21 protein-coding genes are annotated in these 25205 nt (G+C 41.3%); 12 read left to right on the forward strand and 9 right to left on the reverse strand.

The genetic code is table 11. The features are described from left to right. Positions 1 to 44 precede the first annotated feature (44 nt). The 5 genes from ACUXV0_RS10965 (at position 45) to ACUXV0_RS10985 (ending at position 3895) form a co-directional block, all read left to right on the forward strand. Complete coding sequence (locus tag ACUXV0_RS10965) at positions 45 to 692, forward strand: outer membrane beta-barrel protein (protein ID WP_446189592.1); 648 nt, start codon at positions 45 to 47, stop codon at positions 690 to 692. Between the two features lie 52 nt (positions 693 to 744). Continuing rightward, positions 745 to 2058, forward strand: coding sequence for a tyrosine--tRNA ligase (gene tyrS / locus ACUXV0_RS10970; protein WP_446189593.1), 1314 nt, complete (start codon positions 745 to 747; stop codon positions 2056 to 2058). Positions 2059 to 2235: 177 nt separating this feature from the next. After that, positions 2236 to 2712 carry a hypothetical protein gene (locus ACUXV0_RS10975; protein ID WP_446189594.1) on the forward strand — a complete coding sequence of 159 codons (477 nt, stop codon included), beginning with the start codon at positions 2236 to 2238 and terminating at the stop codon, positions 2710 to 2712. Continuing rightward, on the forward strand, positions 2709 to 2912 hold the full coding sequence (locus ACUXV0_RS10980; RefSeq protein ID WP_446189595.1) for a helix-turn-helix domain-containing protein: 204 nt from the start codon (positions 2709 to 2711) through the stop codon (positions 2910 to 2912). The genes ACUXV0_RS10975 and ACUXV0_RS10980 overlap by 4 nt, the downstream gene beginning before the upstream one ends. Before the next feature lie 95 nt (positions 2913 to 3007). After that, on the forward strand, positions 3008 to 3895 hold the full coding sequence (locus ACUXV0_RS10985) for a glycoside hydrolase family 16 protein (RefSeq protein WP_446189596.1): 888 nt from the start codon (positions 3008 to 3010) through the stop codon (positions 3893 to 3895). Between the two features lie 51 nt (positions 3896 to 3946). On the opposite strand, the gene ACUXV0_RS10990 is transcribed toward ACUXV0_RS10985, so the two are convergent. Continuing rightward, complete coding sequence (locus ACUXV0_RS10990; protein WP_446189597.1) at positions 3947 to 4552, reverse strand: hypothetical protein; 606 nt, start codon at positions 4550 to 4552, stop codon at positions 3947 to 3949. Positions 4553 to 4683: 131 nt separating this feature from the next. Between ACUXV0_RS10990 and ACUXV0_RS10995 the strand changes: the two genes are divergently transcribed. The 4 genes from ACUXV0_RS10995 (at position 4684) to ACUXV0_RS11010 (ending at position 11935) form a co-directional block, all read left to right on the forward strand. Then, complete coding sequence (locus ACUXV0_RS10995) at positions 4684 to 7338, forward strand: DUF1553 domain-containing protein (RefSeq protein ID WP_446189598.1); 2655 nt, start codon at positions 4684 to 4686, stop codon at positions 7336 to 7338. 4 nt (positions 7339 to 7342) lie between these two features. After that, complete coding sequence (locus ACUXV0_RS11000) at positions 7343 to 8830, forward strand: DUF1501 domain-containing protein (RefSeq protein WP_446189599.1); 1488 nt, start codon at positions 7343 to 7345, stop codon at positions 8828 to 8830. Next, positions 8827 to 10188, forward strand: a complete 1362-nt coding sequence (locus ACUXV0_RS11005) for a c-type cytochrome domain-containing protein (protein WP_446189600.1) — start codon at positions 8827 to 8829, stop codon at positions 10186 to 10188. Before ACUXV0_RS11000 ends, ACUXV0_RS11005 begins: the two co-directional genes overlap by 4 nt. 127 nt (positions 10189 to 10315) lie before the next feature. Beyond that, positions 10316 to 11935 (forward strand): ABC-F family ATP-binding cassette domain-containing protein, encoded by a 1620-nt coding sequence (locus tag ACUXV0_RS11010; protein ID WP_446189601.1) that lies wholly within the window; start codon positions 10316 to 10318, stop codon positions 11933 to 11935. A 75-nt stretch (positions 11936 to 12010) separates the two neighbouring features. Here ACUXV0_RS11010 and ACUXV0_RS11015 read toward each other — a convergent pair whose 3' ends face one another. The 3 genes from ACUXV0_RS11015 to ACUXV0_RS11025 all read right to left on the reverse strand — a co-directional run bounded on the left by ACUXV0_RS11015 (position 12011) and on the right by ACUXV0_RS11025 (position 14590). After that, positions 12011 to 12565, reverse strand: a complete 555-nt coding sequence (locus ACUXV0_RS11015; RefSeq protein ID WP_446189602.1) for a DUF4136 domain-containing protein — start codon at positions 12563 to 12565, stop codon at positions 12011 to 12013. Positions 12566 to 12683: 118 nt separating this feature from the next. After that, positions 12684 to 13715: a 3-dehydroquinate synthase gene (gene aroB, locus ACUXV0_RS11020; protein WP_446189603.1), complete on the reverse strand. Its 1032-nt coding sequence runs from the start codon at positions 13713 to 13715 to the stop codon at positions 12684 to 12686. 11 nt (positions 13716 to 13726) lie between these two features. Then, on the reverse strand, positions 13727 to 14590 hold the full coding sequence (locus tag ACUXV0_RS11025) for a 1-acyl-sn-glycerol-3-phosphate acyltransferase (RefSeq protein WP_446189604.1): 864 nt from the start codon (positions 14588 to 14590) through the stop codon (positions 13727 to 13729). A gap of 137 nt (positions 14591 to 14727) precedes the next feature. On the opposite strand from ACUXV0_RS11025, the gene ACUXV0_RS11030 reads away from it, so the two are divergent. Both ACUXV0_RS11030 and dinB read left to right on the forward strand, forming a co-directional pair. Beyond that, entirely contained in the window at positions 14728 to 15204 is a 477-nt protein-coding gene (locus ACUXV0_RS11030) for a DinB family protein (RefSeq protein WP_446189605.1), read from the forward strand. Next, complete coding sequence (dinB, locus tag ACUXV0_RS11035; protein WP_446192811.1) at positions 15204 to 16286, forward strand: DNA polymerase IV; 1083 nt, start codon at positions 15204 to 15206, stop codon at positions 16284 to 16286. The genes ACUXV0_RS11030 and dinB overlap by 1 nt, the downstream gene beginning before the upstream one ends. A gap of 114 nt (positions 16287 to 16400) precedes the next feature. On the opposite strand, the gene ACUXV0_RS11040 is transcribed toward dinB, so the two are convergent. From ACUXV0_RS11040 to ACUXV0_RS11055, 4 genes are all read right to left on the reverse strand, one after another. Next, a complete protein-coding gene (locus tag ACUXV0_RS11040; protein WP_446189606.1) occupies positions 16401 to 18128 on the reverse strand; it encodes a glycoside hydrolase family 13 protein in 1728 nt (575 codons plus the stop codon). Between the two features lie 96 nt (positions 18129 to 18224). After that, on the reverse strand, positions 18225 to 19562 hold the full coding sequence (locus ACUXV0_RS11045; RefSeq protein WP_446189607.1) for a Gfo/Idh/MocA family protein: 1338 nt from the start codon (positions 19560 to 19562) through the stop codon (positions 18225 to 18227). A gap of 5 nt (positions 19563 to 19567) precedes the next feature. Continuing rightward, complete coding sequence (locus tag ACUXV0_RS11050; protein ID WP_446189608.1) at positions 19568 to 21562, reverse strand: glycoside hydrolase family 3 N-terminal domain-containing protein; 1995 nt, start codon at positions 21560 to 21562, stop codon at positions 19568 to 19570. Positions 21563 to 21584: 22 nt separating this feature from the next. Beyond that, positions 21585 to 22961, reverse strand: a complete 1377-nt coding sequence (locus ACUXV0_RS11055) for a 3-keto-disaccharide hydrolase (protein ID WP_446189609.1) — start codon at positions 22959 to 22961, stop codon at positions 21585 to 21587. A 125-nt stretch (positions 22962 to 23086) separates the two neighbouring features. Here ACUXV0_RS11055 and ACUXV0_RS11060 point away from each other — a divergent pair, with 125 nt between their 5' ends. Beyond that, a complete protein-coding gene (locus ACUXV0_RS11060) occupies positions 23087 to 23950 on the forward strand; it encodes an AraC family transcriptional regulator (RefSeq protein ID WP_446189610.1) in 864 nt (287 codons plus the stop codon). A gap of 1 nt (position 23951) precedes the next feature. On the opposite strand, the gene ACUXV0_RS11065 is transcribed toward ACUXV0_RS11060, so the two are convergent. Next, positions 23952 to 25163 (reverse strand): peroxiredoxin family protein, encoded by a 1212-nt coding sequence (locus tag ACUXV0_RS11065; protein ID WP_446189611.1) that lies wholly within the window; start codon positions 25161 to 25163, stop codon positions 23952 to 23954. Between the last annotated feature and the right edge of the window lie 42 nt (positions 25164 to 25205).

A 25205-nucleotide genomic window follows, 5' to 3' on the forward strand; every position in this document is an offset into this window, starting at 1 on the left:
AAAATTATAAAGGGCCGCCGTTTCGGCGTACGGTCAAAAAAGAAATGAAGAGATTCTTAGTCCTTAGTTTTCTATTTATCAGCACCTTGGGTTTTGCTCAAATGGAGCAGAGCACATTCGTTTTCGGTCCTAAAATTGGCCTTCAAGCCAATACCGTCAGAATTGTTGATAATCCTTCGCCTACCTCTTCAAAACTGAATATGCAATATCATGCTGGTGTATTCACTCGTCTTAATTTTGGCGAAAAACTAAGCTTACAGCCTGAAGCCGTTTTTCAGGTCAAAGGTGGTAACCTGGCTGACCCGGCTCAGAAATTAACTTACAGATACCTCAGTACACCTATCTTACTAGGCGTATCACCACTAGATGGTCTTTTTATTGAAGCCGGTCCCGAATTTAACTGGGCTCTGAATGCCGGTTGGCAAAAAAATGGTGTGGAACAGTATGGACCAGATGCCGCCAGAGATAATGCCTTCATAGTAGGTGCCAGAATAGATTTGCTAGACATGTTCTCTATGTTTAGTATCAACTTAAGATATATCCACGGGTTAAATAATATCAATACCCGTGTGGAGCATAATAACAGCCCTCTGGACTTCAGAAACAGAACTTTCCAGATCTCTGCTACCTATAATTTCTCTGAGTATTATAAGTGGTGGAAGAAATACGGTCTGAAAAAATCAAAGAAATAAATCACTAATACTCGCCCGAAGCCACCAGCTGAAGGCTCATCGCTTTACATACATGAACTTCATAGAAGAACTGGAATGGAGAGGCATGCTGCATCAAACGATGCCCGGCACTGCAGAACAATTAGAAAAAGAAATGACCTCTGCCTATATCGGTTTTGACCCTACGGCAAAGTCTCTACATATAGGAAACCTAGCCACTATCATGCTTCTGGTGCATTTCCAAAGAGCTGGCCATAAGCCATACGCTCTGGTAGGTGGTGCTACAGGGATGGTAGGTGACCCATCAGGGAAATCAGCAGAACGTCAGTTTCTGGATGAAAATGTTTTGAGAGAAAACCAGGAAGGCATAAAAGCTCAGCTATCGAGATTCCTGGATTTTGAAAGCGGTGATAACGCGGCTGTCATGGTCAATAACTACGACTGGTTCAAAGAAATGGGCTTTTTGCAATTTCTGAGAGAAGTAGGTAAATACCTGACCATTAACTATATGAGCTCTAAAGATTCTGTAAAAAACAGAATCACCACTGGTATCTCCTATACTGAATTTACTTACCAGTTACTTCAGGGGTATGACTTCTATCATTTGTATAAAAATCACGGCATTAGACTGCAGATGGGCGGTTCTGATCAGTGGGGAAACATCACCACGGGTACGGAGCTCATCCGTAGAAAAGAGGCTAATGATGGCTCAGATGCAGAAGGGGAAGTAACCTACTCTGCCTATGCTCTTACTACCCCTCTGGTAACAAAACCTGACGGCACCAAATTTGGGAAATCAGAAGCAGGGAATGTTTGGCTAGACCCGGAAATGACCAGCCCGTACCAGTTTTATCAGTTTTGGATTAACCAGTCTGACGAAGTCTGTGAGCGACTTATCAGAGTCTTCACCTTGCTAAGCAAAGAAGAAATCGAGAGGCTGGAAGCTGAGCACGCCGAAGCCCCACATAAGCGAATCGTACAGCAGGCAATCGCCAAAGATGTGACCATCAGAGTTCATGGTGAAGAGCAATACGATCTGGCTGTAAAAGCATCTCAAGTTCTTTTTGGAAAAGCTACCTTAGAGACGCTTCAAAGCCTTGATGAAAAGACTTTCACCTCAGTTTTTGATGGTGTCCCTTCTACAGAAATCTCAAAGGCAGATTTTGATGCTTGTGAGAGTTTACTTGACCTGGTTTCGGTAACCACAAACGGTGAAATTTATGCTTCTAAAGGTGAAGCCAGAAGAGCATTTAAAGGAAACGCTGTAAGTGTAAACAAAACCAAAATTCAAGACGAGAAAACTCCTGTTACGGAGTTGACTCTACTGAATGAAAAGTACTTGTTGATCGGGAAAGGGAAAAAGAATCATATTGTGAAGGTATTATAAAGATCGGCTCTCGGAAGTCGGCTTTCAGCTTATAACCATTAGTTTTCTCTAGAAAGGGGAATGATTTTATTCATTCTCCTTTTTTTACATCTCTAAAAAGAAAAAGCATGTTAATGTTTAATGTTTTATTTTAAATATTTAAATCATTATTTATATTAGGATTCTAAATCTAAACTCATGAATCCAAAATCTGACAATCTCTTCCGGCTTTTAGTTGTACTTATTATTCTCTCCGCTATTTACCACGTGATGAGCTCCAGATGGGGCTACTATTACGAATTTCCATCTGTGCCTTTGAGTCTATTCGCCTTAAATTCTATCATTTTGGCTGTTTATGGTATCATTGCTTTTCAGCTAGGAAAAGTGAGGAAGTCTTATCGTGAACAAGCATATTTTAGTATGGCCGAAATCAAACGATTTAAACTAATTGGCTTGCTCTTATTATTTCAGATTCCAATCCTCGGACTTATTGGAACTTTGAGAGAATACTACTCAACAGGGTTTAGATCTTTTTGGGAAAACATCGGTTATTTTTTGGGAAGTTCAATATCCAAGTCCCCTTCTTTCTTATTCGCTGCTCTTATCATATTCATTCTAATCGAATACCTACCTTCTGCCGAAAAAAACCGAACTGACCTGAAAGAGATCATATGAAAATTATAGTCAATCTAGATATAGAAATGGCAAAAAAACGGATGTCGCTGAATGAATTGTCCGAAAAAGTGGGCGTTTCAAATGTTAACCTTTCTATTCTAAAAAATCAAAAGGCTAAAGGAGTCCGCTTTGAAACTTTATTGAAGATTTGTGAGGCTCTTGATTGTACTCCCGGAGATATCATTGCTATTGAAAAATAGAATTGAATGAACTCTCAAACAGATCAAAAGCATGACCATTTTTGGTACATAAATTGTGCACCTTTTTTTACTCAATATGTATAGAGTAGTTTTCTATGCCCTTTAGACAAACACTTCTTTTGCTTTCCGTTTCGCTGGTATTCGTGGCATGTATGGAGCTACCAAGACCAAAAGAGTATGCCGTATTTTTTGATGACTTCAATTATGAGAGTATTGACGATCCTCTGCTCGAAAGTTTTGGATGGATCATAAGAGAAGGCACGGGAGGGCCTGGAAATAGAGGTGTACGCTGGCAAAGAGAAAACGCCTCGATTATCGATGTACCAGGCGAAATAGATAACAAAGCATTCAGACTTACAGCACGTACCAATGGTACAGGTAGAACGACCTCCCAATCTGAATTAAGAACCTCACCCATTTTTCTGGAAGGCACTTACGCGGCACGTATATATTTTTCAGACTCCCCTACTGAAGGGCCGGATGGCGATCAACTGACTCAAACATTTTTTGCCATTTCACCTTTTACATTTGATTTAGACCCGGATTACAGTGAAACTGATTTTGCAGAATACCTGCCAAATGGCGGCTGGGGAGAAGAAGGCCCACATTTCTGGGTTACTTCATGGGAAACCTATCAGGCCTCTCCTTGGATTCAAGACGCCAAATCAGATTTTATTTCAGGGAGTTTTGCGGGTTGGCATTTTGTCAGTGCTACTATTGACAAGGGCAAAATTCACTACTTTATAGACGGACAGGCTATTGCCTCACATGGAGGCATCTACTTTCCTGAAACACCTATGCGAATTAGTTTTAATCTTTGGTTTCTGGCAGGTGGTCTAGAATCAACTTCAGAATCCAGAACTTATGAGCAACTCATTGATTGGGTCTACTTTTCAGAAGATACGCAGATGGAGCATTCTTCTTTTACGGAGATTATAGCATCAGAAAGAAGTCAAAATATTGATCGTAGAAACAGCTTGTAAAACATTTGAAGATCTGTTCTCAACAAATCGTTCTCTCATTGTTCCAAATGTCTACTTACTGACAATTTCCCAATCGCCATCTGCTATTCGGTAAGTCTTTCTTCCAAAACAATCCGAGATCAGCATACCCGTTGCTCCAGTGAGAATTGAAATCCCTAAACCTTTACCGGTATGCTCTGGCACATCATTATGTTTAATGGCAGCTACTGTAGAAAAGGCCAATAAGCCAGCCACTCCGCCTATTGCGAGGGTAGTACCAACTTTTTCCATGAACTTTCCTATTCTTTTATTCAGCTTGACTTCAAAAATTTCTGACAACGGAACGGTATATAGTTGCTTTTGAGCTTCAGTACGCATATCCACGTTTTCAAGTTTCAAGGCCTGCTCTGTTTTCTTGTCCATTGTATAAACATACATATGATGGGCCTTGATGATCACTGAATCATTCCTGATTTCCTGAATTACACCATCCAAATGGGTATTGAATGCATAATCACCGTCTTCCTGCTCGTAATAGCTTTCAAAAGATAATTTACGGTCTGTGAGGTCAAAGACTTTCTTCTTCTCCGGATGAGTCAACAAAAACTGCTGATTTTGAGCAAAAGAAAGAATGGGCAAAAAGAGTAAAAGTGTGCTTAAGACTTGTCTGTACTTCATGATTTGTGGTTTGCTCCGCAATAAAGGAATTTTATCTCTATGAAAGAATACTAACCCTTCAATTACGTAGACACCTCATGATTGCATAAAAAGCAATAACATTTAAATTGTAGAGATTTAATTCAACCCATTTGAAGACCCTGAAAAGAATATCAATTGTGATGCTCAATTGTTTGATTTTTGGCCTGCTTGCTGCATGCCAGGAAGAAGACATTGACTTCAGCACGCAAGTCAAACCCATTCTGAATAAACGGTGCATTGCCTGCCATGGTGGAGTAAAAAAGTCGGGAGGCTTTTCATTACTATTTGAAGAAGAAGCGAAATCAAAAGGGAAATCAGGCCAGTTTGGGATCGTAGAAGGGAATGCTCATGCCTCTGAAATGATAAGGCGACTTACTCTTGATGATCCGGAAGAACGGATGCCATTTGAGGCGGACCCTTTACCACAGGAAGAAATAGAACTACTTACCAAATGGATAAATCAAGGTGCAAAATGGGGTGAGCATTGGGCTTATCAGTCGATAGAAAAACCTGATCTGCCTGAAAATAACGATTGGGCAAAGAATGAGATTGACCAATTTATTTTTGCCAAGGCAAAACAACAACATTTAGAAGTCTCTGAGACTGCAGCTCCCGAGGTATTAGCCAGGCGAGTGGCTCTTGACCTCATCGGTTTTCCTGCTCCTGATTCGCTTAAAAATATCTATCTCTCAAATCCTACAGCAGAGACCTATTCGCGGTATGTTGAAAGTTTGCTGGCATCACCGCATTTCGGAGAAAAATGGACTTCCATGTGGTTGGATCTCGCCAGATATGCAGACACCAAAGGCTATGAAAGGGATACCTACAGAAACATTTGGAGATACCGAGACTGGCTCATCAAAGCTTTTAATGATGATATGCCCTATGACAGGTTTATTACCGAACAGCTCGCCGGCGATCTCCTCCCGAATCCTTCAGACGATCAGCTGATTGCCACTGCTTTTCACAGAAACACCATGACCAACGATGAAGGGGGCACCGATAATGAAGAGTTTAGAGTAGCGGCTGTAGTAGACCGTGTGAATACCACCTGGGAAACCTTAATGAGTACGACGTTTGCATGTGTACAGTGCCATAGCCACCCTTATGACCCTTTCAGACATGAAGAGTATTATAAGTTCATGGCTTATTTTAATAATACCCGAGATACAGATGCTTATGATGACTACCCTGTTCTAAGGCATTTGAATGCACAGCAAAATCAAAAACTTACCTCCTTAGAAAACTGGAGTAAAGACCACTTAGGGGAAGCAAACGCTAAAGAAATCAAGCATTTCATTAAAACGTTTCAGCCAGCAATTAACTCGCTGGAGACTGATGAATTTGTGAATAGCGAGCTTAATGATACCAAGTGGCTGGCCATGAGAAACCACTCTTCAGCCCGACTACCTGCGGTAGATTTAACAGGGAAAAAGTCATTTATCTTTCGCTATTCATCTGGACTTAGTAAAGGTATTTTAAGTCTTCACTTAAAGAATCCAAAGGGGGAAGTGATAGCTCAGTACAGGCTCAAAGGCAAAAAAGGTGGATGGCAAATAGCAGAAGTTCCACTTTTAAAAACGGATGGAAAAGAAGACATATACTTTACATTTTCCAGCACTGAACTCTCAGACCCATTAAAGAATGGAATTCGTTTTGACTGGTTTCATTTTAGTAACGGCGTGCATAATAGACTACCACCAGATCAAAAATCCGCGTTTTGGACTCTGGTCAAAGACGATATAGAATCTACTCCAATTACGCTTGAAAATCCCTCAGATCGACTTCGGGAGACCCACGTATTTGACCGTGGAAATTGGCTATCACTTGGTGACGAAGTAGATGCTGGTGTACCTGCCTCACTCAAGCCTTTAAATGAGCTTCCTCAAAACAGACTTGGCCTGGCTCAATGGATGACAGGTCCAGACCATCCATTGACCTCCAGAACTATCGTAAACCGAGTATGGCAGCAGTTTTTTGGCAGAGGCCTTGTGGAAACCTTGGAAGACCTGGGCACTCAAGGTGCTATTCCCACCCACCAAAAGCTTCTGGATTACCTCAGTTACAAGCTTATGAATGAATATAAATGGAGCTTAAAAGAATTAATGAGAGAAATAGTAACAAGTTCTACCTATTGTCAAGGTTCAAAAATCAGCCCCGAACAACTCCAAAAAGACCCATTCAATCTATATCTGGCACGTGGGCCTAGGGTTAGACTTTCAGCCGAACAAGTGAGAGATCAAGCCCTGGCAATTTCTGGAAAAATGAATCCAACACTTTACGGAAAACCCGTAATGCCCTTCCAGCCCGATGGTGTATGGTTATCGCCTTATAACGGAAAACAATGGGAGAAAAGTAAAGGAGATCAGGTTTATAGAAGAGCAGTTTACACCTTCTGGAAAAGAACCAGCCCCTATCCTTCAATGATCAATTTTGATGGCGTAGGCCGGGAGGTTTGCTCTGCAAGAAGAATCAATACAAATACTCCACTACAGGCACTTACCACATTGAATGACTCGGTTTATATAGACTTGGCCTATCATTTTGCAAAGCAACAATACACCGGTAAGCTTGAGGAAAGTATAACCAATGCTTACCAAAAGGCTGTTGGTAAGAATATTGATAAAGACCGAAGCGAAGCCCTCAAAGGATTATTTAACCAAGCTCTGGAAGCCTATAGAAAAGAAGACGAACCTGAGATTATGGCCTTTACGATGGTTACCAGTGCGTTGCTCAATTTAGATGAGGTTATCATGAAAAATTAATACCATGGAAAAAATTATTCAGGAAGCCATATCAGCCAAATTTCAAGAACAAACTCGCCGAAACTTTCTCAAAGAAACTTTTATGGGTTTGGGCGGGCTAGCCATGGGTGGAGTGTTCAGTGCCTGTGGTGGAAACTCTGCTTTGAAAGAAGCTTCTCTTTTTGATACCAGCAATCCTTTGATGGCCAGGGCACCACATTTTGCCCCAAAAGCCAGATCTGTCATTTATATCCACATGGCAGGAGCCCCTTCACAACTGGAGCTTTTTGATTACAAACCTGAACTCCAGAAACTCAATGGAATGGACTGCCCCCAGTCTTTGCTTGAGGGTAAAAAGTTTGCGTTTATCAGAGGTGTACCTAAAATGTTAGGGCCACAGGCCAAATTCAGCCAGCATGGTGACTCAGGATCTTGGATCAGTAATTATATGCCTCACCTACAGAGCATTGCAGATGAACTTACGTTTATCAAGACTGTCACCACCGACCAATTCAACCACGCTCCTGCTCAGCTTCTTATGCATACAGGCTCTGCTCGTTTGGGTAGGCCCAGTATGGGCTCATGGGTTACCTACGGATTAGGGACAGAGAATGCAGACTTGCCTGGTTTCGTTGTTTTAAACAGCGGTGGAGCTAATCCTGATGCCGGCAAAAGCATTTGGGGAAGTGGCTTTCTGCCCTCTGTTTACCAGGGGGTACAATGTCGCTCGGCCGGAGACCCGATATTATTTTTGAACGACCCTGAAGGCATGAGCCGTGATTTACGAAAGGCCTCTATAGAAACCATCAATAAAATAAATGAAAAGCAGTTTCAGGAATATGGCGATCCGGAAACCTTAAGTAGGATTTCGCAGTATGAAATGGCATATCGCATGCAAATTTCTGTGCCGGAGGTAATGAATATCAATGATGAGCCCGACTATATCCATGAAATGTATGGGACAAAACCTGGAAAGGCAGCCTTTTCCAATAATGCACTTCTTGCTCGCAAACTAGTAGAAAAAGGCGTACGGTTTATACAGTTGTTTGATTGGGGCTGGGATACCCACGGCACGAGCGAAGATGGCTCTATCGACGTTGGCCTGGTGAATAAATGCCGGCAAACAGATAAGGCTGTTACCGCACTTATTCTAGACCTGAAACAAAGAGGCTTGCTGGATGAAACCCTGGTGGTTTGGGGCGGAGAGTTTGGCCGAACACCCATGGCAGAAAACCGTGAAGGTAAGCCAAACGCCTTTAAAGGTCGTGACCACCATGCCGAGGCTTTTACCATGTTTATGGCTGGAGGTGGCATGAAAAAGGGCTATACCCACGGCGAAACTGATGAAATTGGTTACTCGGCCATCAGCGGCAAAGTAACACCTTACGATATTCAGGCCACCATTTTAAATCAATTAGGTTTTGATCATGAAAAGCTCACTTATGAATTTCAGGGCCGTCCTTTTAGATTGACAGATGTGGAGGGCGAGGTGATAAAAGATATTCTCTCATGACAGAATTTATCGCACAGTTTCATCCACTTCTTGTACACTTTCCCATTGGCTTTTTCTTAGTAGGAGCACTTTTTCACATACTTCATTTAAAAGGAGTCAGTGGGATTACCAACACTGCAATTCTCTGGATTTTAGGCATTTCTTTTGGGGCTACATTGCTCTCATCACTCAGCGGTTTTCTTCTAGCCGATGGCGGTGGTTATGATTCTGCTCTGGTTACAAAGCATCGAAATGGTGGAATTGGTTTACTAACCATAACCGCTATATTATTCTTTTTTCACCTCAAGGTGCTTTCTACTACTCTTCAGAATTTAGGCTGGATACTTGGAGTCACCATATTGACCTTAACTGGTCACTGGGGAGGGAGCCTTACACACGGGGAAGATTTTCTAAGTATTGGATCAACAGAATATGTAAAACCTAAGATCACTGACCCTCAACAGGCCTTGGTTTATCAGGAAATCATTGAACCCATTTTTGCAGAAAAATGCTGGAGCTGCCACTCCTCTAAAAAACAAAAAGGCGATTTACGACTAGACACTCCTGAGGCTATTCTCAACGGCGGTGAAAGCGGTAAAGTGCTGACAGCTCATAAACCCGATGAGTCTGATTTGTACAAAAGATTACTACTGGACAATGATGAACATATGCCACCAGATGGTAAACCACAACTCACCAAAGAAGAAATCATCCTTGTAGAATGGTGGATTTCAGAGGGTTTGTCGTTTGACAAAAAGTCAGCAGAATTAAAACAAACTCCTGAGCTCATTCATGCTTTGCAAAGTCTTGTTCATAAAGAATCTAGCCCTGCCCCCCTACCGGATATAAAACTTCCTGAACCAGATGAGACCTCTATAAAAGCAATTTCAAATTCAGGATTCACCATCTCAAAAATCGCCCAGAATTCAAACTTCCTTAGCCTGAGCTCCTTCGGGAAGGGTTTTGATGAACTTGAACCACTTGTTCTTCAGAAGTTAGAAGAGCATATCGTTTGGTTAAAGATGACCAACCAATCTTTTAATCAAGACAATATTGAGAAACTCTCAAGCTTAAAAAATTTAAGTGTACTTGACCTAAGAAGATCTAGTTTTACAGATCAAAGTGAGCTCAGCTTTGAAAAATTGACCGAACTACGGCGACTTAACCTTAGTCATAGCAATATTGCTTTAGAGGCACTACTATCTTGCAAGGCTTTAGAGCACCTCTCTTCAATGACACTTTCGGGAATAGAATTTTCTGAGAAGGAAGTACAAATTTTGCGTGAGCAATTCCCAAAAGTAAGACTTGAATTCGGCGGTTATAGAGTCCCAACTTTTGAAAGTGACACCACTGTGTTTACTCAGGAAATGTTGCTTTAGCTTTGACTGAGCAACGTTTATCTGGTACTATTTGAAGCAGAAAAAACATGACTGTTTGAATACTTCATATTGCATTGCAAAAATCGTAGCTTTGCAGCCGTTTTTAAAGGCAGATTAAACATACATTATGCTAACAGTCAGTAACATCTCTCAGGTCTTTGGTAAAAGGACTCTCTTTGAAGAAGTTAACCTCAAATTTTCACCAGGAAACGTATACGGACTCATCGGAGCCAATGGTGCCGGTAAGTCAACTTTTGTAAAAATTCTTTCGGGTGAAATGGACCCAACTACTGGCCATGTGAGCATGGATCCGGGAGAGAGAATGTCTGTCTTAAATCAGAATCAAAATGCTTTTGATGAGTATAGCGTTCTGGAAACTGTAATGCGTGGCAATGAACGCCTCGTAGAGATCATGCAGGAAAAGGATGCCATCTACATGAAAGAAGATTTCACTGAAGAGGATGGTAATAAAGCTGCCGAACTTGAAGCCGAATTTGCCGAAATGAACGGTTGGGAAGCAGAATCAGATGCTGCGGCCTTACTTTCAGGTTTGGGCGTAAAAGAAGAATATCATCACACGGTGATGGCTGAGCTTAACCCGGCTGAGAAAGTGAAAGTATTGCTGGCACAAGCTCTTTTCGGTGAGCCTGACGTACTTCTTCTCGATGAGCCTACAAATAACCTGGATATCGAGTCTATCATCTGGCTTGAGAACTTCTTATTGAATTTCAAAAACACGGTGATTGTGGTTTCTCACGATAGACACTTCCTTGATGATGTGTGTACGTATATCGCCGACCTTGACTTTAAGAAAATCACCCTTTATGGTGGTAACTATAGTTTCTGGTATGAGTCAAGCCAGTTAGCGGCTCGTCAGAAAGCTGACCAGAACAAAAAAGCTGAAGAAAAGAAGAAAGAACTTGAAGAGTTTATCAGAAGATTCTCTGCTAACGTGGCCAAGTCAAAACAAGCCACTGCACGTCAGAAAATGCTAGATAAACTCGATGTATCTGCTATTCAGCCGTCGTCCAGAAGATACCCTTACATTGGGTTTAAGCCGGAGCGTGAGGTGGGTGATCAGATTTTGAATGTAGAAAACCTAAGCTATAAGAACGAGGAAGGTCAATACCTCTTTAAAGACCTTAGCTTTAGAGTAGCCAAAGACGAGAAAATCGCCTTCCTTAGTCAGGATGGTCTGGCTGTTTCTGCTCTTTTTGACATCATCATGGGCAAAAAGAAGGCGGAGTCAGGTACTTTCCAGTGGGGTGTGACTATCACCAAAGACTACATGCCAAATGATAGCTCAGACTACTTCAATGATGATAGCTTGGACTTAGTAGACTGGCTTCGTCAGTACTCTGAAGACAAAGACGAGACCTTCGTTAGAAGCTTCTTGGGTAGAATGTTATTCTCAGGAGAAGAAGCACTCAAAAAATGTACAGTACTTTCCGGGGGAGAAAAACAGAGATGTATGTTCTCCAAAATGATGCTCTCAAATGCCAATGTTCTTCTTTTTGATGAGCCTACCAATCACCTTGATCTGGAGTCAATTCAGGCTCTAAACAAAGGGATGGAGGAGTACGATAGCGTGATACTATTTACTTGTCATGATCAGCAGCTGACCAACACGGTAGCCAATAGAATTATTGAACTGACGCCAAATGGTCATCTGGATAAGTTAATGACCTTTGATGACTACGTGAGAGATGAAAAAGTAAAAGTTCAGCGTAAAGAACTTAGAGGATAAGAAACAATAGTTTTAAAAGCGAAAAGCCCCGGTTTGAATTCAAACCGGGGCTTTTCTTATGGATAACAATCACAATTAGATACCTGTTAAACGCCGGGGTTTCTCACCGGCAGCAAATAGCGGATATTGATCGAAAATGGTTCTTACTACACTTCGGTAATAGTTTACCGGCTTCTTCACCTTTTTGTTAAACACTCCACTGGCATACCCTCTCCAGATAAGCTGACTACTTTCAGCATCAAGAAGTGAAACCAAAATCATACCTCCACCAAAATTGAAATTTTGTGTTTTGTAAGTCTCATCAAACTCGTATTTATTCACCCATCTGTCTAAGGACGGCTGAAAATACCCCTTATACTCTACTCTGTCTCTGATAATACTATAACTCACCAGTAGCCCCGGAGCATCATCAGTCAGCTTATAACCACGGGCTCTCATTTGTCGCCTGATAGCGTCCTGTATTTCAGTACAGATAAATGAGGTATCTACTTCACAAGCCAGAAAGTTGTAGTTCTTGTATGTGGTGAAATCCGTAGCGTAACTATAGTCGTTGTCGACCATCAATTTCAATGAATTACATGACGAAAGAAAAATTGCCAGTAATGCAAAAAGAGGAAGAATTCTTTTCATAAATCAAAGTTTTACGGGTTCTCAGATAAGTAGTATACGAGCATTCCAACAAAAAAGTTGCAAAGCAATACTAAATGTAATTCTGAAAAGCCTTAAAACCAAAGGACTTATGCTGAATTTACTCCCCGATATATTCTGTCAGAGCTCTTCTCATTTCCTCTTCAGAACAGACGATATCGAAGCCGCAAGAGCCTTTTCCGTCCAAAAGTGAGAATCTAACCTGGCCGCCTTTGTTCTTTTTATCTTGAAGTGTATGATCCAGAATCGGCTGCAAATCTTTTTCAGTAAATTCTACTTTCCCGTAAACAGAGAACAGGAATTCTTCAATTTCCAGATAGAGTGATTCATCGATAAGGCCTCTTTCCAGACTAATAGATGCTTCGCAAATCATGCCGGCAGCAATAGCCTCTCCGTGCAAAATTCTTTCTTTATCCGGGCTTTCCAAAAAGTAGGTTTCTATGGCGTGCCCGAGCGTGTGACCAAAATTCAGTATTTTTCTCAATCCCTTTTCAGTAGGGTCATTGGCTACTACCTGCTTTTTGATCTCCACCGAGTGAGCAATAAGATCTTTGAAGTCCTGATCCTCAAAATCCTTCCTTCTGATTTCATCCCACTTATCACCGTCTTGAATTAAGCAGTGCTTTGCTACTTCCGCAAAACCAGACCTGAGCTCTTCAAACGGCAAGGTTGTCAAAAAATCAGCATCAATCAACACCGTTTTTGGTAATTGAAAAACACCAATGTGATTTTTAAAGCCGTTAAAATCAATTCCTAATTTACCACCAACACTGGCATCTACCTGAGCCAAAAGTGTGGTGGGTATTTGAATAAAATCTATACCCCTTTTGTAAGTAGCTGCACAAAAACCTCCCATATCACCGATTACACCTCCACCTAGGTCTATCATAAGCGAATGCCTATCCAGCTCCTCATCTGTCATCACCTGCCAGATTTTTTGACAAGTCACCAAATTCTTTTCCTCCTCACCGCTTTTAATCTCTATGAGCCTGTGTTCAGGTAAGTACTCCTTTACTTTGGGATAACAGTGCTTACCCGTATTTTCATCTACCACGACTGTAATTTTCGAGTAATCCTTCTGATCTAAATACGCTGGAAGCATTTGGGCAATTGAACCGATTTCTACTGACATCTGATCGAAAATTAAGCGTTAAATAAATGGTAAATAGTAATGAAAAGAATGGTCCAGTAGGCACCGCCAAGCACATAAAACAAACCATACCAAACAGAGTCAAAGAAGATAGTTCTTCCGAATTTGTTTTTGCTTATTAAATGAACCAACAAATAAAGAGGAGCATTTAAAACCACTCCGAAGTGAAAGACAAGTGTCCTTAAAATTCCCACAGGTTTAAACTTGTGATCTATCATAGGCTCCATTTCCTCGGTAAGCCTGGCTGTAAATTTTTTAGCAAATTCAGAAGGATCTGCATCCAAGTCAAACTCCTCCTTTCTAAGCGGCTTAGCTACTTTTAGATTAATACGTTTCCCAAAACTCTTGAAATTTGAATAGGTACTAACCACAGGTACTACCTCCACGTCAATACCCTCTCTCCATGCTCTTAAAGCCATGCTTGATGTCCCCATCTTTTTTAGTGGTAGCAATGTGGTCTGATTCTTACATCTCCCTTCAGGGTAGATTAAAACCTGTTTGTTTTCCTTGAGTAGCTCATGGCATCTATCAAAAGTTTGAGCATTCTTCGCCATGTTTTGTTTTCCTTCGGTTATCCTCCAAATAGGCAGAATATGGACCAAATCCAGAATAAAAGCGGCTGCTTTATTATTGAACGCATCACCTCTGGCTAATGCGTGCACATATCGCTTTGTTTCACAGTGCAGCAGAATAGCATCGTAAAAAGAATTGGCGTGTGTCGCCGCAAAAATGATCGGCTTCGAATCAGAAATATTGTGCATCCCTTCCTTATCGAGTCTTTTGATAAAAAAGAAATTGACTATTCTTGCATAAAACCTCATGAACCAAAAAACAATTGGCTTTAATGAGGGATGCATCTGGGGGTATTTATAGCTCATAAAATTCCGACAAAAATAAGCATTGCTGCCAAATGAGCATTGTCAAAAGCAGCATTAAACCAGCTAATTGGATAATACCCTCGTTTTAATCGTTTTTGCTTTAAAAAAACAATCTGATGAAAGAAATAGCTGACCAACTTCGAGAGCTTATAGCTCTACTACGCCAACCACTTTTGAACTTAACGGAACAGGAGGTTTCTGACAAACCAAACCCCACAAAATGGAGTAAGAAAGAGATTATAGGTCATCTGATAGATTCTGCTGTAAATAATCAGAAGAAGTTTATCATGGCTCAGGAGCGAAACGGTCAAGACATTACAGGCTATCACCAGGATGAGTGGGTAAAACTACAGGCTTATCATACTGCTGATTGGGCAACTCTAGTCAACCTGTTTTGTTCTATAAATGAACATCTGGCTCATGTAATGGAAAATGTAGAGAAATCCTCATTATCACATACGCTGACCATTGATGGAGTAGGTCCATTTACGCTGGAGTTTATTATCAAAGATTATAATGAACACCTGAAACATCACATGAAAAAGGTTTTACCAAACGCTGGTTTGGAGTCGACTTTTGAAATGGTTTATTAATTAAAGAATTGGAAGGGCTTCGCAAAATCATACACGTAGATATGGATGCCTTCTTTGCCTCTGTAGAGCAAAGAGACAATCCTGATCTTCGTGGAAAACCCGTGGCAGTAGGTGGTAGTGCTCAAAGAGGTGTAGTGGCCGCAGCCAGTTATGAGGCCCGGAAGTACGGGGTCAAATCGGCCATGCCCTCCATAACTGCAAAAAGATTATGCCCAAATCTTATCTTTGTCAAAGCCAGATTTGATCAATACAAGAAGGTTTCAGGTCAAATTCGTGAGATTTTTGCCGAGTATACAAATCTCATAGAACCGCTTTCGCTGGATGAAGCATACCTTGATGTTACTGAGAATTTTAAGGGGATAGAAACAGCTACGGAGATTGCCAGGCAGATCAGAACCAGAATAAAAGAAAGAACACACCTTACTGCTTCTGCAGGAGTTTCCTACAATAAATTCTTGGCTAAAACCGCTTCAGATGTCAATAAACCAGACGGGCTTTTTGTAATAAAACCACATCAGGCAGAGGCATTTGTAGAAAACCTGGAAATCAGAAGATTTTATGGGATCGGGAAAGTAACAGCCGAAAAGATGGTGAAACTCGGGATTTTCACGGGCAAAGAGCTTCGTGAGAAAAGTCTCGAATACCTGGTCAATCATTTCGGTAAAGCTGGTCAATATTATTACGAAATCTGTAGAGGCGAAGATCATCGACAGGTTAACCCTGAGCGTATCAGAAAGTCGATTGGGTTGGAAAATACGTTCAACAGGGATATTTCAGAGCCGGAAGAACTTTATCAAGAGCTTGACCGAATTTTAGAGGAGCTCGAGATGCGTCTAAAGCGAAGTAAGGCCTTTGGCAAAACGGTGACTCTTAAAGTGAAATACAAAGATTTTGAGCAAATCACCCGAAGCAGAACTACACAAATCCTCATCATGGAAGCCGGCACTATAGGTAAGCTTGCCTATGAACTTCTCAATACCCTTTTACCAATGGAAAAAGGCGTCAGACTAATGGGGGTAACACTCTCAAATCTTGAATTCGCAGATGAACTGGAAGGAAGGCAGCTGACTTTGGAGTTTTAGAATTATGTCTTAGGCATTTTAAGCGTGGCTCTAAATTCAAACCTCCACTCAATTTTCAGAAAAACAGTTTACCGTGGGCATATCAAAATGACCGCAAATTTGCTTTTGAGCTTTTCACTTTATTCTAACTACTAAGCCTTGGTAGGGTTTCAAACCCACTGTTTCATTGACTATGTCAATGTTCTCATAATTATTGATTAAAACTTTACCCAAAACCATATTGGTTTCAAGCTTTAGTGAAGCCGATTCCTTAGAAAAATTGAGGAGTACTAACATTTTTTCTTCTCCTAGTGTACGGTTGTAAGCATAAATCTGTGGATGCTCCTTGGCAATTAATTCGTAAGTCCCATGAATCAAAACCGGGTTTTCCTTTCTAATCTTCACCATCTTTTTGAAATGGTTCAAGATCGAATTGGGATTTTTTTGCGAAGCCTCCACATTAATGGTTTTGTAATTTTCATTCACCGGTAACCAGGAATTTCCGCTGCTAAATCCTGCATTTTTAGAAGTATTCCATTGCATAGGAGTACGGCCATTATCTCGGGAAGAGAAATTGAGCTTTTTCATAAATAAATTCAAATCCTCACCCTCTATAACTGCTTTCTGATAACTATTTTTTGCAGCGATATCCTGGTATTGATCTATGGTCTGAAAATCAATATTAGTCATGCCAATTTCATCTCCATAGTAACAGTACGGGGTACCACGCATGCTTAAAATAAAGGTATTCAGCATTTTTTCTGACGGTACTCTAAACTCAGGAGAATCATCGGCCCAACGGCTTACCATCCTTGCTTGATCGTGGTTTGAGAGAAAAATAGAAAGCCAGCCTTTCTCTGAAAAGGCACTATCCCATTTTGAAAAAACCTGCTTCATCTTACTCAACTCATACCCTCCATACTGAGCAATATCCACTCCGTCAAATGCATAAGCCATATTAAGCTCATTACGATCAGCATCTACTAGATCATGGGCATCCTTAAAATTCCTGCCAGCCCCTTCAGCAACACTCATCACCGGGTATTTGCTAAATACCTGCTCATTCATTTCCTTGAGGTAATCATGCAGTCCATCCTGTACGGCATAATATTCAAAGAAGTTCTTCTCATAGCCCTCAGGAAACTTGGGGAAAGTCGTATCCTTGGCAGCAAACTGAAATGCGTCTAATCTGAAACCATCTACCCCTTTTTCAGCCCAAAATTTCATGATATCATAGACCTCTTGCCTTAATTTGGGGTTCTCCCAATTCAGGTCGGGTTGTTGCTCAGAAAAATAATGGAGATAGTATGAGTTTGTTGTAGAGTCGTATTTCCAGGCATCACCCTTCGGGTCAAAAAGACTGTAACGATAGTTAGGCTTCCCTTTTTCTGCGGGCCACCAATGGTAATAATCCCGGTAAGGGTTATCCCGTGAACTACGTGATTGCTTAAACCATTCGTGCTCATTACTACTATGATTTACTACAACATCCATCACCAGTTTGATCCCCCGATCATGCATCCCACCAAGTAGTTTATCAAAGTCTTCCATAGTGCCGAATTCAGGCTGAATATTTCGGTAATCGCTTACGTCATAACCATTGTCTGCATTGGGCGAACTATTAAAAGGGCACATCCAAATGGCATCTATACCCAGCTCTTCCAGATAGTCGAGTTTTTCATAAATACCATTTAGATCGCCAATTCCATCACCGTTGGTATCATTGAAACTTCTGGGATAAATTTGATAGACCACGAGCTCTTTCCACCAGTCGGCATTGTGGATATTTCCCTGATTTTCAGGGTTGGGTTGACAAGAAGAAACTATAATGGTAAGTAAGAGTAGACTAAGGTATTTTTTCATTTTAAAGTATTTTCAAAGACCAAAGTACAAACTTTTCCTAAACAAAAGACCCGCCTCTTAGGAGACGGGTCTTTGCAATTAACTAAACCTAAACACCTAGTATTTAAACGGCACTCCGCCCGCCAATACTTCTTGATTTTTCTCATCAAAAGTCACTCGCTGGCCTGTTCTGTAGGCTGCATTTGACATGATGGTAGCAATAGAATGCTGATAACCAGCTTCTATCGGAGCGTTTGTTTTCTTTCTGGAACGTACACATTCCATCCAGTTTCTTACATGGTTAAGCGTAAGTGAGTCTCCTCCGGTATTGGCATCGGTGGCCACTTTTACACCTTCCAGTTTCATAGACTTCAGCTTATTTGGCTTCATTCCCATTGAGCTAGCGTGTCTTTCTGATAAACCTCCATTATCAGAGATTTCGTTAGTATCAAGATTGATCATTCCACCATTAGAATAATAAAGCTCTTTGGTGCCACCGGCAGAGTTAGAGAATCTACTAGTGAACTGCACCTGGAATCCTTTTGACATATCGTCAAGTGGACCATAATCAAACACCACAGTTAAAGTATCTGCGTTGCTTCGGCCATCTTTCCATTGATAAATTCCACCATTAGCCACTACCGATCTCGGGTGAGGCAATCCGCTAAACCAGTGCACTGTGTCTATCTGGTGACTCATCCATTGACCAGGAATTCCTGAAGAATATGGCCAGAACAGTCTATACTCTAAATATTTCCTTGGGTCAAACTCCTCATAAGGTCTGTTCATCAAGTAACGTTTCCAGTCAACATCGCTTTCTTTCAGATTGGCTACTAAATCTGGTCTACGCCATCTTCCGGGCTGATTGACGTTCCACATAAGCTCTACCATTACGATATCGCCAAACTTTCCAGACTTGATATAATCTTCGGCAGCATGGTAATTGGCTCCACTTCTACGTTGAGAACCGATCTGTACCACTTTCCCGCTATTTTTTACCGCTTTGAGCACAGCACGGTTATCTTCCATCGTCTCGGCCAGTGGCTTTTCTGCGTATACATCACAACCTGCCTCCACAGCCTCAATGGTGTGCAGAGCATGCTGGAAATCGGCCGTACTAATCATCACGGCATCTACAGAATTTGAGGCATATAACTCCTCATTATTCATGTATTTGGTCACTTTGCTACCCAGCTCTTTTTGCAAATAAGCCTGCCCTTCGTCACGACGCTTGTTCCAGATATCAGAAACAGCCACCATCTCAAAATTCATCTCTTTTTGCAATGCCTTAAAACAAGATACATGCGATGAACGGTGACGATCAGAGAAGCCTACACAGCCCACTCTTACGCGATCATTGGCACCAATAATCTTGGCATAACTGGATGCCGATACACTAGTGGCAACACCTGCCATCAGCGATTTTTTGATAAATTCTCTTCTTGTGTTATTCATAATTTTCAATAGGTAATTCCATCATTAAATTTAAAAAGGTAGTCGCCGGATTCTTCGAGATAACCAGGTACATCAGACAGGTTTTTCAAAACTGCCTTTTTAGACTTTGGAGTAGAAATAGGCATCTTTCCGGTAGGCGATACCTCGCCGGTAATTATATCAAGCAAGGCCTCTGGTGTAGTACCAAAAGTGGCGAGAACAGTCCCAACATTAGGGTTGTCTATTTCATCAATTACCCACGGGTTTGTGTAGTTGATGGCCAGAATCGTTGGTTTGTGATAGGTGGTTTCATTGACAAAAGCCACCTCTATATTATTTTTTGAGAGCTGTAACTCTAATTCCTTTTCAGAAGAATTAAACAGGCCACCACTGGTAGGCATAAGCCATAGAAGGACTACATCAGCCTCCTCTCTAGAGTCTACAATTTCTATGTTGGCATACTCTTTTTGGGGCTTTACAAAATGCATTGGCTCGCCTCCTCTCCCTTGTCTCCAAGTGATAAAGCATACTTTCTTTTTTGACTTCAGTGGTAATATGCCTTGTTCATTGCGAAGCAAAACAATTGACTTTCTTAAAGCTAAATCAGCTTTTCCCTGAAACTTCTTGTTGCCTACAATTTCTGTTGCTTTTTGAGGATCAACGTAAGGGTTTTCAAACAAACCCATGGCAAATTTTTCCTTCAAAAGTCTTCTTACAGACTCGTCAATTCTCGATTCGCTTACCAATCCATCATTAATCGTTTGAAGTAATAGCGTGGGATCTGCAGTCCCTGAAAATAGGTCTACTCCACACTCCAGAGCCTTGGCATACCTTTCCAAAATGGAGAGGTCCTCTACACCCCAAGGCATCATTTCTATAGGTCCCGTATCAGAATTTATGATACCCTCAAAACCCATTTTATCACGTAGAAGATCTTTGATGATACCTTTATTATACGCAAAGGCTACAGGTTCCAAAGCAGGATCAATTGGTTTGGCATAATATGGCATGATGGCACTGGTGCCGGCATCTATAGCTGCCTGGAATGGCTTCAGATGATATTCAAATTTGCCCCCAGGGTAATGTTGGTCTTTACCCCAATCAAAATGCGGGTCTTGCCCTTCTACCTGCGGCCCTCCACCAGGAAAATGCTTGGTGGTCATAACCACACTTTTTGTATTTACTCCACCTTCTCCCTGAAAACCAAGAACGATTTCCCTCATCATATCGGCAGCTAAATCAGCATCCTCGCCAAAAGTACCCTCAATTCGCTGCCAACGTGGCTCTGTTGCCAAATCTGCCATATACATGTAGCCTTTTCTCAAGCCAACCGCCCTCCACTCAGCGGCCGCAGACTCCGCAAATGCCCGGGTTAAGCTCAAGTCTCTCATAGCCGCCAGACCAAGCTCCCCAGGCCAAACCGAAAACGCAGTAGTACCCATACTTAAGCCTACAGAGGCGTCAGCAGTAACATGGTTTCTAGGATTTGAAGCTATTATGGCCGGTATACCCAATGGCTCACCCTCACATAATTCTTGAAGGTTATTGGCCCATTCTGCTAATATTTCCGGAGAAGGATTTGATCTGTGAATAAAATGTCTGAGTTTGTATTCCTTTACACCTTTGGTGGTTCCAGATACAGACATCATTGGAACAGGCAACGGCTTACGAGTAAAAAAGTTGGTTTCGCTAACCATATCTTCTTCATTAAAACCACTATTCAAGTTTGAGCTACCAGCACCAAAACCTGAATTATCACCTCCCATTCGGGTAGTGCTGATGAGCATTAAACCCACTTTCTCCTCTAAACTCATTTGAGAAAGCAAGTTCTCTACTCGCTGGTCTATTGGCTTACGCCAGTCTTCATAGGTATCTAATTTTCCGTTTTTGTTGAGGTCTTTAAACTCAAGACCTCTCTTCTTTATAACCTTGGCACTTCTATAGCCTAATTCTACCTGAACAGGCTTTTGAGACCATACAGCAAAAGAGCTAAGGCAAAAGAATAGGATAAAGTATTTCATCTTCATGGATAAGTGAGTGGTATTATAGTCTTCTGATCTTCAGACTTCTGTAATGCACTTCATCACCATGATCCTGAAGTAAGATCGGGCCTTCATCTGCGGCACCGAAACCATCGAATTTGGCATACTTACTTCTGGCTACCAGAGCATCATAGATATTGCTCTTTCTTACATACTCTACCACCTTAAATCCGTTAAGCCAATGCTGCACCGTATTGTCTGGTAAGACAACCAATCTACCTTGATTCCACTCTCCTATTTTCTTTTTAAAACGTGGATTCTGATCTCCCGAAGGAATGAGGTCATATAGCGAAGCCAGCGTTCTGTTCCCCACTACACCCATTTTGGCATCAGGGTGCTTTTCATCATCAAGAACTTGATACTCCAGTCCAATACCACTTTTCCCTCCACTATCGAAGTCTTCATTGACAAAATACTTTACACCAGAGTTTGCTCCTTCGGTGAGCATGAAATCAAATTTGAATTCAAAAGCACTATAATTCTCTTTGGTAACTATATCATTGCCAGTTTCTGAGCCATCTGACTTATGAATGATAATCTCACCATTCTTGGCCGTCCATCTTTTACCGGTCATCTCCTGGCTATTTACTGCTCTCCAGCCCGAGAAATCTTTCCCGTTGAATAGCATACTGAAGCCTTGAGCCTTTTCCTGTTCAGAAAGACTACCCGGAATCATATTTACCACAGGAATATCATCATATGGAGAAGGTTTGAGGTTTTCTGTTTTGATCTTGATGTTTTTCCATCTGATCTGCATTCCCTCTTTCATTTCTCCGTAGATACCATGTACTTGCAGAGCAATAAAGCCTTCGGCCGTCTCATCATCTATCAAATGTGAAATAGGCACTCCATTGACCCAGGTTCTTATTGTATTACCGATCGCCTCTATTCTGTAGGTGTTCCAGTCGTTATGTTTGAAAGCATTCTTGGCCTCCGGTCTACCTTCTGGCATACAAAGCCATCCTCTGCGAGCTTCATCATATATACCGCCAGACCATGCTCTGTCAGAGGGGTCAATTTCCATCTGATAGCCATGGACGCGTCCTTTCATGACATCCGGACTAGAGAGACTTCTAAATTGAATTCCAGAGTTCATGCCTTCGTCTACTTTGAGGTCAAGCTCAAGAATATAATCTCCATAATTTTCATTGGTACACATGAAAGAGTTAGGAGTGTTGGCCACAGTAGTACCGATCACCATTCCGTCTTTCACTTCATACTTAGCTTCTCCGTTTTTTTGGTTCCAACCTTCAAAGTTTTTACCGTTAAAGAGCAATCGCCATCCGTCTTGTTTTTCTTGCTTGGTCAGCTGGGCATTTGAAGAGAATACCACACAGCTCAATAGGGCCAAAAGGCCAATATTCATTAGTTTTTTCATCAATAGGTAAATGGTTTGTTCTACAAATCTACGAAAGCAGTAGCCAAGAAAATAGGATTTTTCAAGTACGATCTAATACTATTTTAGCAATACTTTTATACATTTGGTCAAAATAACCTTATTCCGTGAAGCCTCAATTACTAAAAATATCGAACCCACTTGACCATTCTTTTAACCTTTTTGAGCAAGAATGCGGCTATTTTGCCACCCCTTGGCACTATCACCCTGAGGTGGAAATTGTGCTCATGCATGAGAGCGAAGGCGAAAAGTATATTGGGAGCAGTATCACCGAGTTTAAGCCCGGAGATCTCACCATGATTGGCTCATACGTGCCCCATTATTACAAAAATTATGAGTCGTATTATGAAGAAGGCTCCAAGAAGAGAGCCCGGTCTACGGTTTTACATTTCAATGAGGACTTCCTCGGTAAAGATTTTCTGGAATCTCCTGAAAACAAGAAAATTAAAGATCTGCTTATTAATGCCAAACGTGGGTTATTCTTTAACCAAACTATAAGTAAGAAACTGGAGAAGGATTTTTTAACCCTGGCCAAAACAGAAGGTATGGACAGGCTACTTCTTTTTCTTTCTATTCTGAATGAAATGAGTAAAGAAACAGACTATCAGTTTCTGACCTCAGACCCGATGCAGCTGACAAACCATCAGGACTCTAATAGAATAAAGAAGGTCTTTGAGCATGTGATGCAGAATTTTCACGAAGACATAAAACTAAGTGATGTAGCCTCACTGGCTAACATGTCTGAATCGGCCTTCAGTAGATATTTCAAAAAACGGACACGAAAGACTTTCAGTACTTTCCTTACTGAAATAAGAATAGAGCACGCATGTAAACTGCTTCAAAAAGACTATCACAGCGTATCTGAGGTATCCTATGAGAGCGGCTTTAATAACCTCTCAAATTTTAACAGACAATTCAAAAGCCTGAAAAATACTACTCCCCTGAATTACCGAGCTCGTTTCTTAGGCTAGCTTACTCGTTCATGAGTTTGGTCATGAACAAGTCGAAGTCCTCAACGAATCTCTCGTAATATTCGCCAGTGCCTGGCCCGGAGAATCCCGTATGAATTTTTCTTACTTTGCCTGACTTGTCAATATAAATAGTCGTAGGGAAGCTAATGATCTTATTCAGCATGGGAAGAGCCTTAGCACTCTCTGTTTTATTACTCAAACCCGCTAATACAATAGGGTATTTCATGCCAAAACGCTCTTTCATCAATTCTATTTTTGGGAAAGCGTAATCAGGATCTATACTTCGTTCAAAAGCGAGACCTAAAACCTCCACAGGAGCATCTGGATGTTCCTCCAGCCACTTCACATAGAATTTACTTTCATCCATACAATTGGGGCACCAGCTTCCTAAAATCTGCACCAAAACCACTTTATCTTTAAATCTGGCATCAGAAAGCGAAATACTATCTCCTTTGCCATCAGGAAAACTAAATTCCAGAGTCTCGAAACCTTCTTTGAGGTATGTTAACTTTTCAGGGTCAGGAAGACTTGCTTGCTCATCTTTCACGGCCAACCAATTTTCCTTGTACAGCATACTACTCGTAAACCTGCCTCCCACTAGTGAATCTCCATCTACTTTAGCTTTGAAAAGAAAGATATGCGTTCCGTCAAAACAACTTAGTTTTAGGCTGTCGTCTACTACATTCCCCGCCAGGAATCTATAATCTCCGGTGGGTGTCAAAAAAGTACCATTAACGTCACTTCCATTTTGTTCAAAAAATCCGATGGCCGGGTAAGTATCCCCCGAATCTTCAATGAAGGTAGTAGACCATTTGCCCGAAATATTAACATTACTTAATTCTCCATCAAAACGCTGCTGAACACCCTTTTTGGCATAAAACGGCCCCGTACGATCTTCAAGATTCCCTAGCTTCTTGGTGTAAATACCTATAAGTTCGTCTCCTTTTTGCTCTGCAATAATCTCAGCCTCAAAAACCTTCATGGTGATGAGCAATGAATCGTTTCTGAAAGCAGGCTTATCCAATTCTAGTTTTTCATTACCGTTTATGGCAAAAACACGTAAAGCTTCTCCCTCACCTTCAAACTCCAAATGGAAAGGAACAGGGCCTATCACCGTTGGTACTTCAGCTCTCCACAATCCTTCCAGCTTTTCTGATGGGGTACATGAAGTCACGACCAATACACTCAGAAAAAAAATAACGATTCTCACCATATAATTAGCCCCACGGGCATTTTGACTACTTTTGCAAACACA

This window comes from Jiulongibacter sp. NS-SX5 (assembly GCF_052828545.1).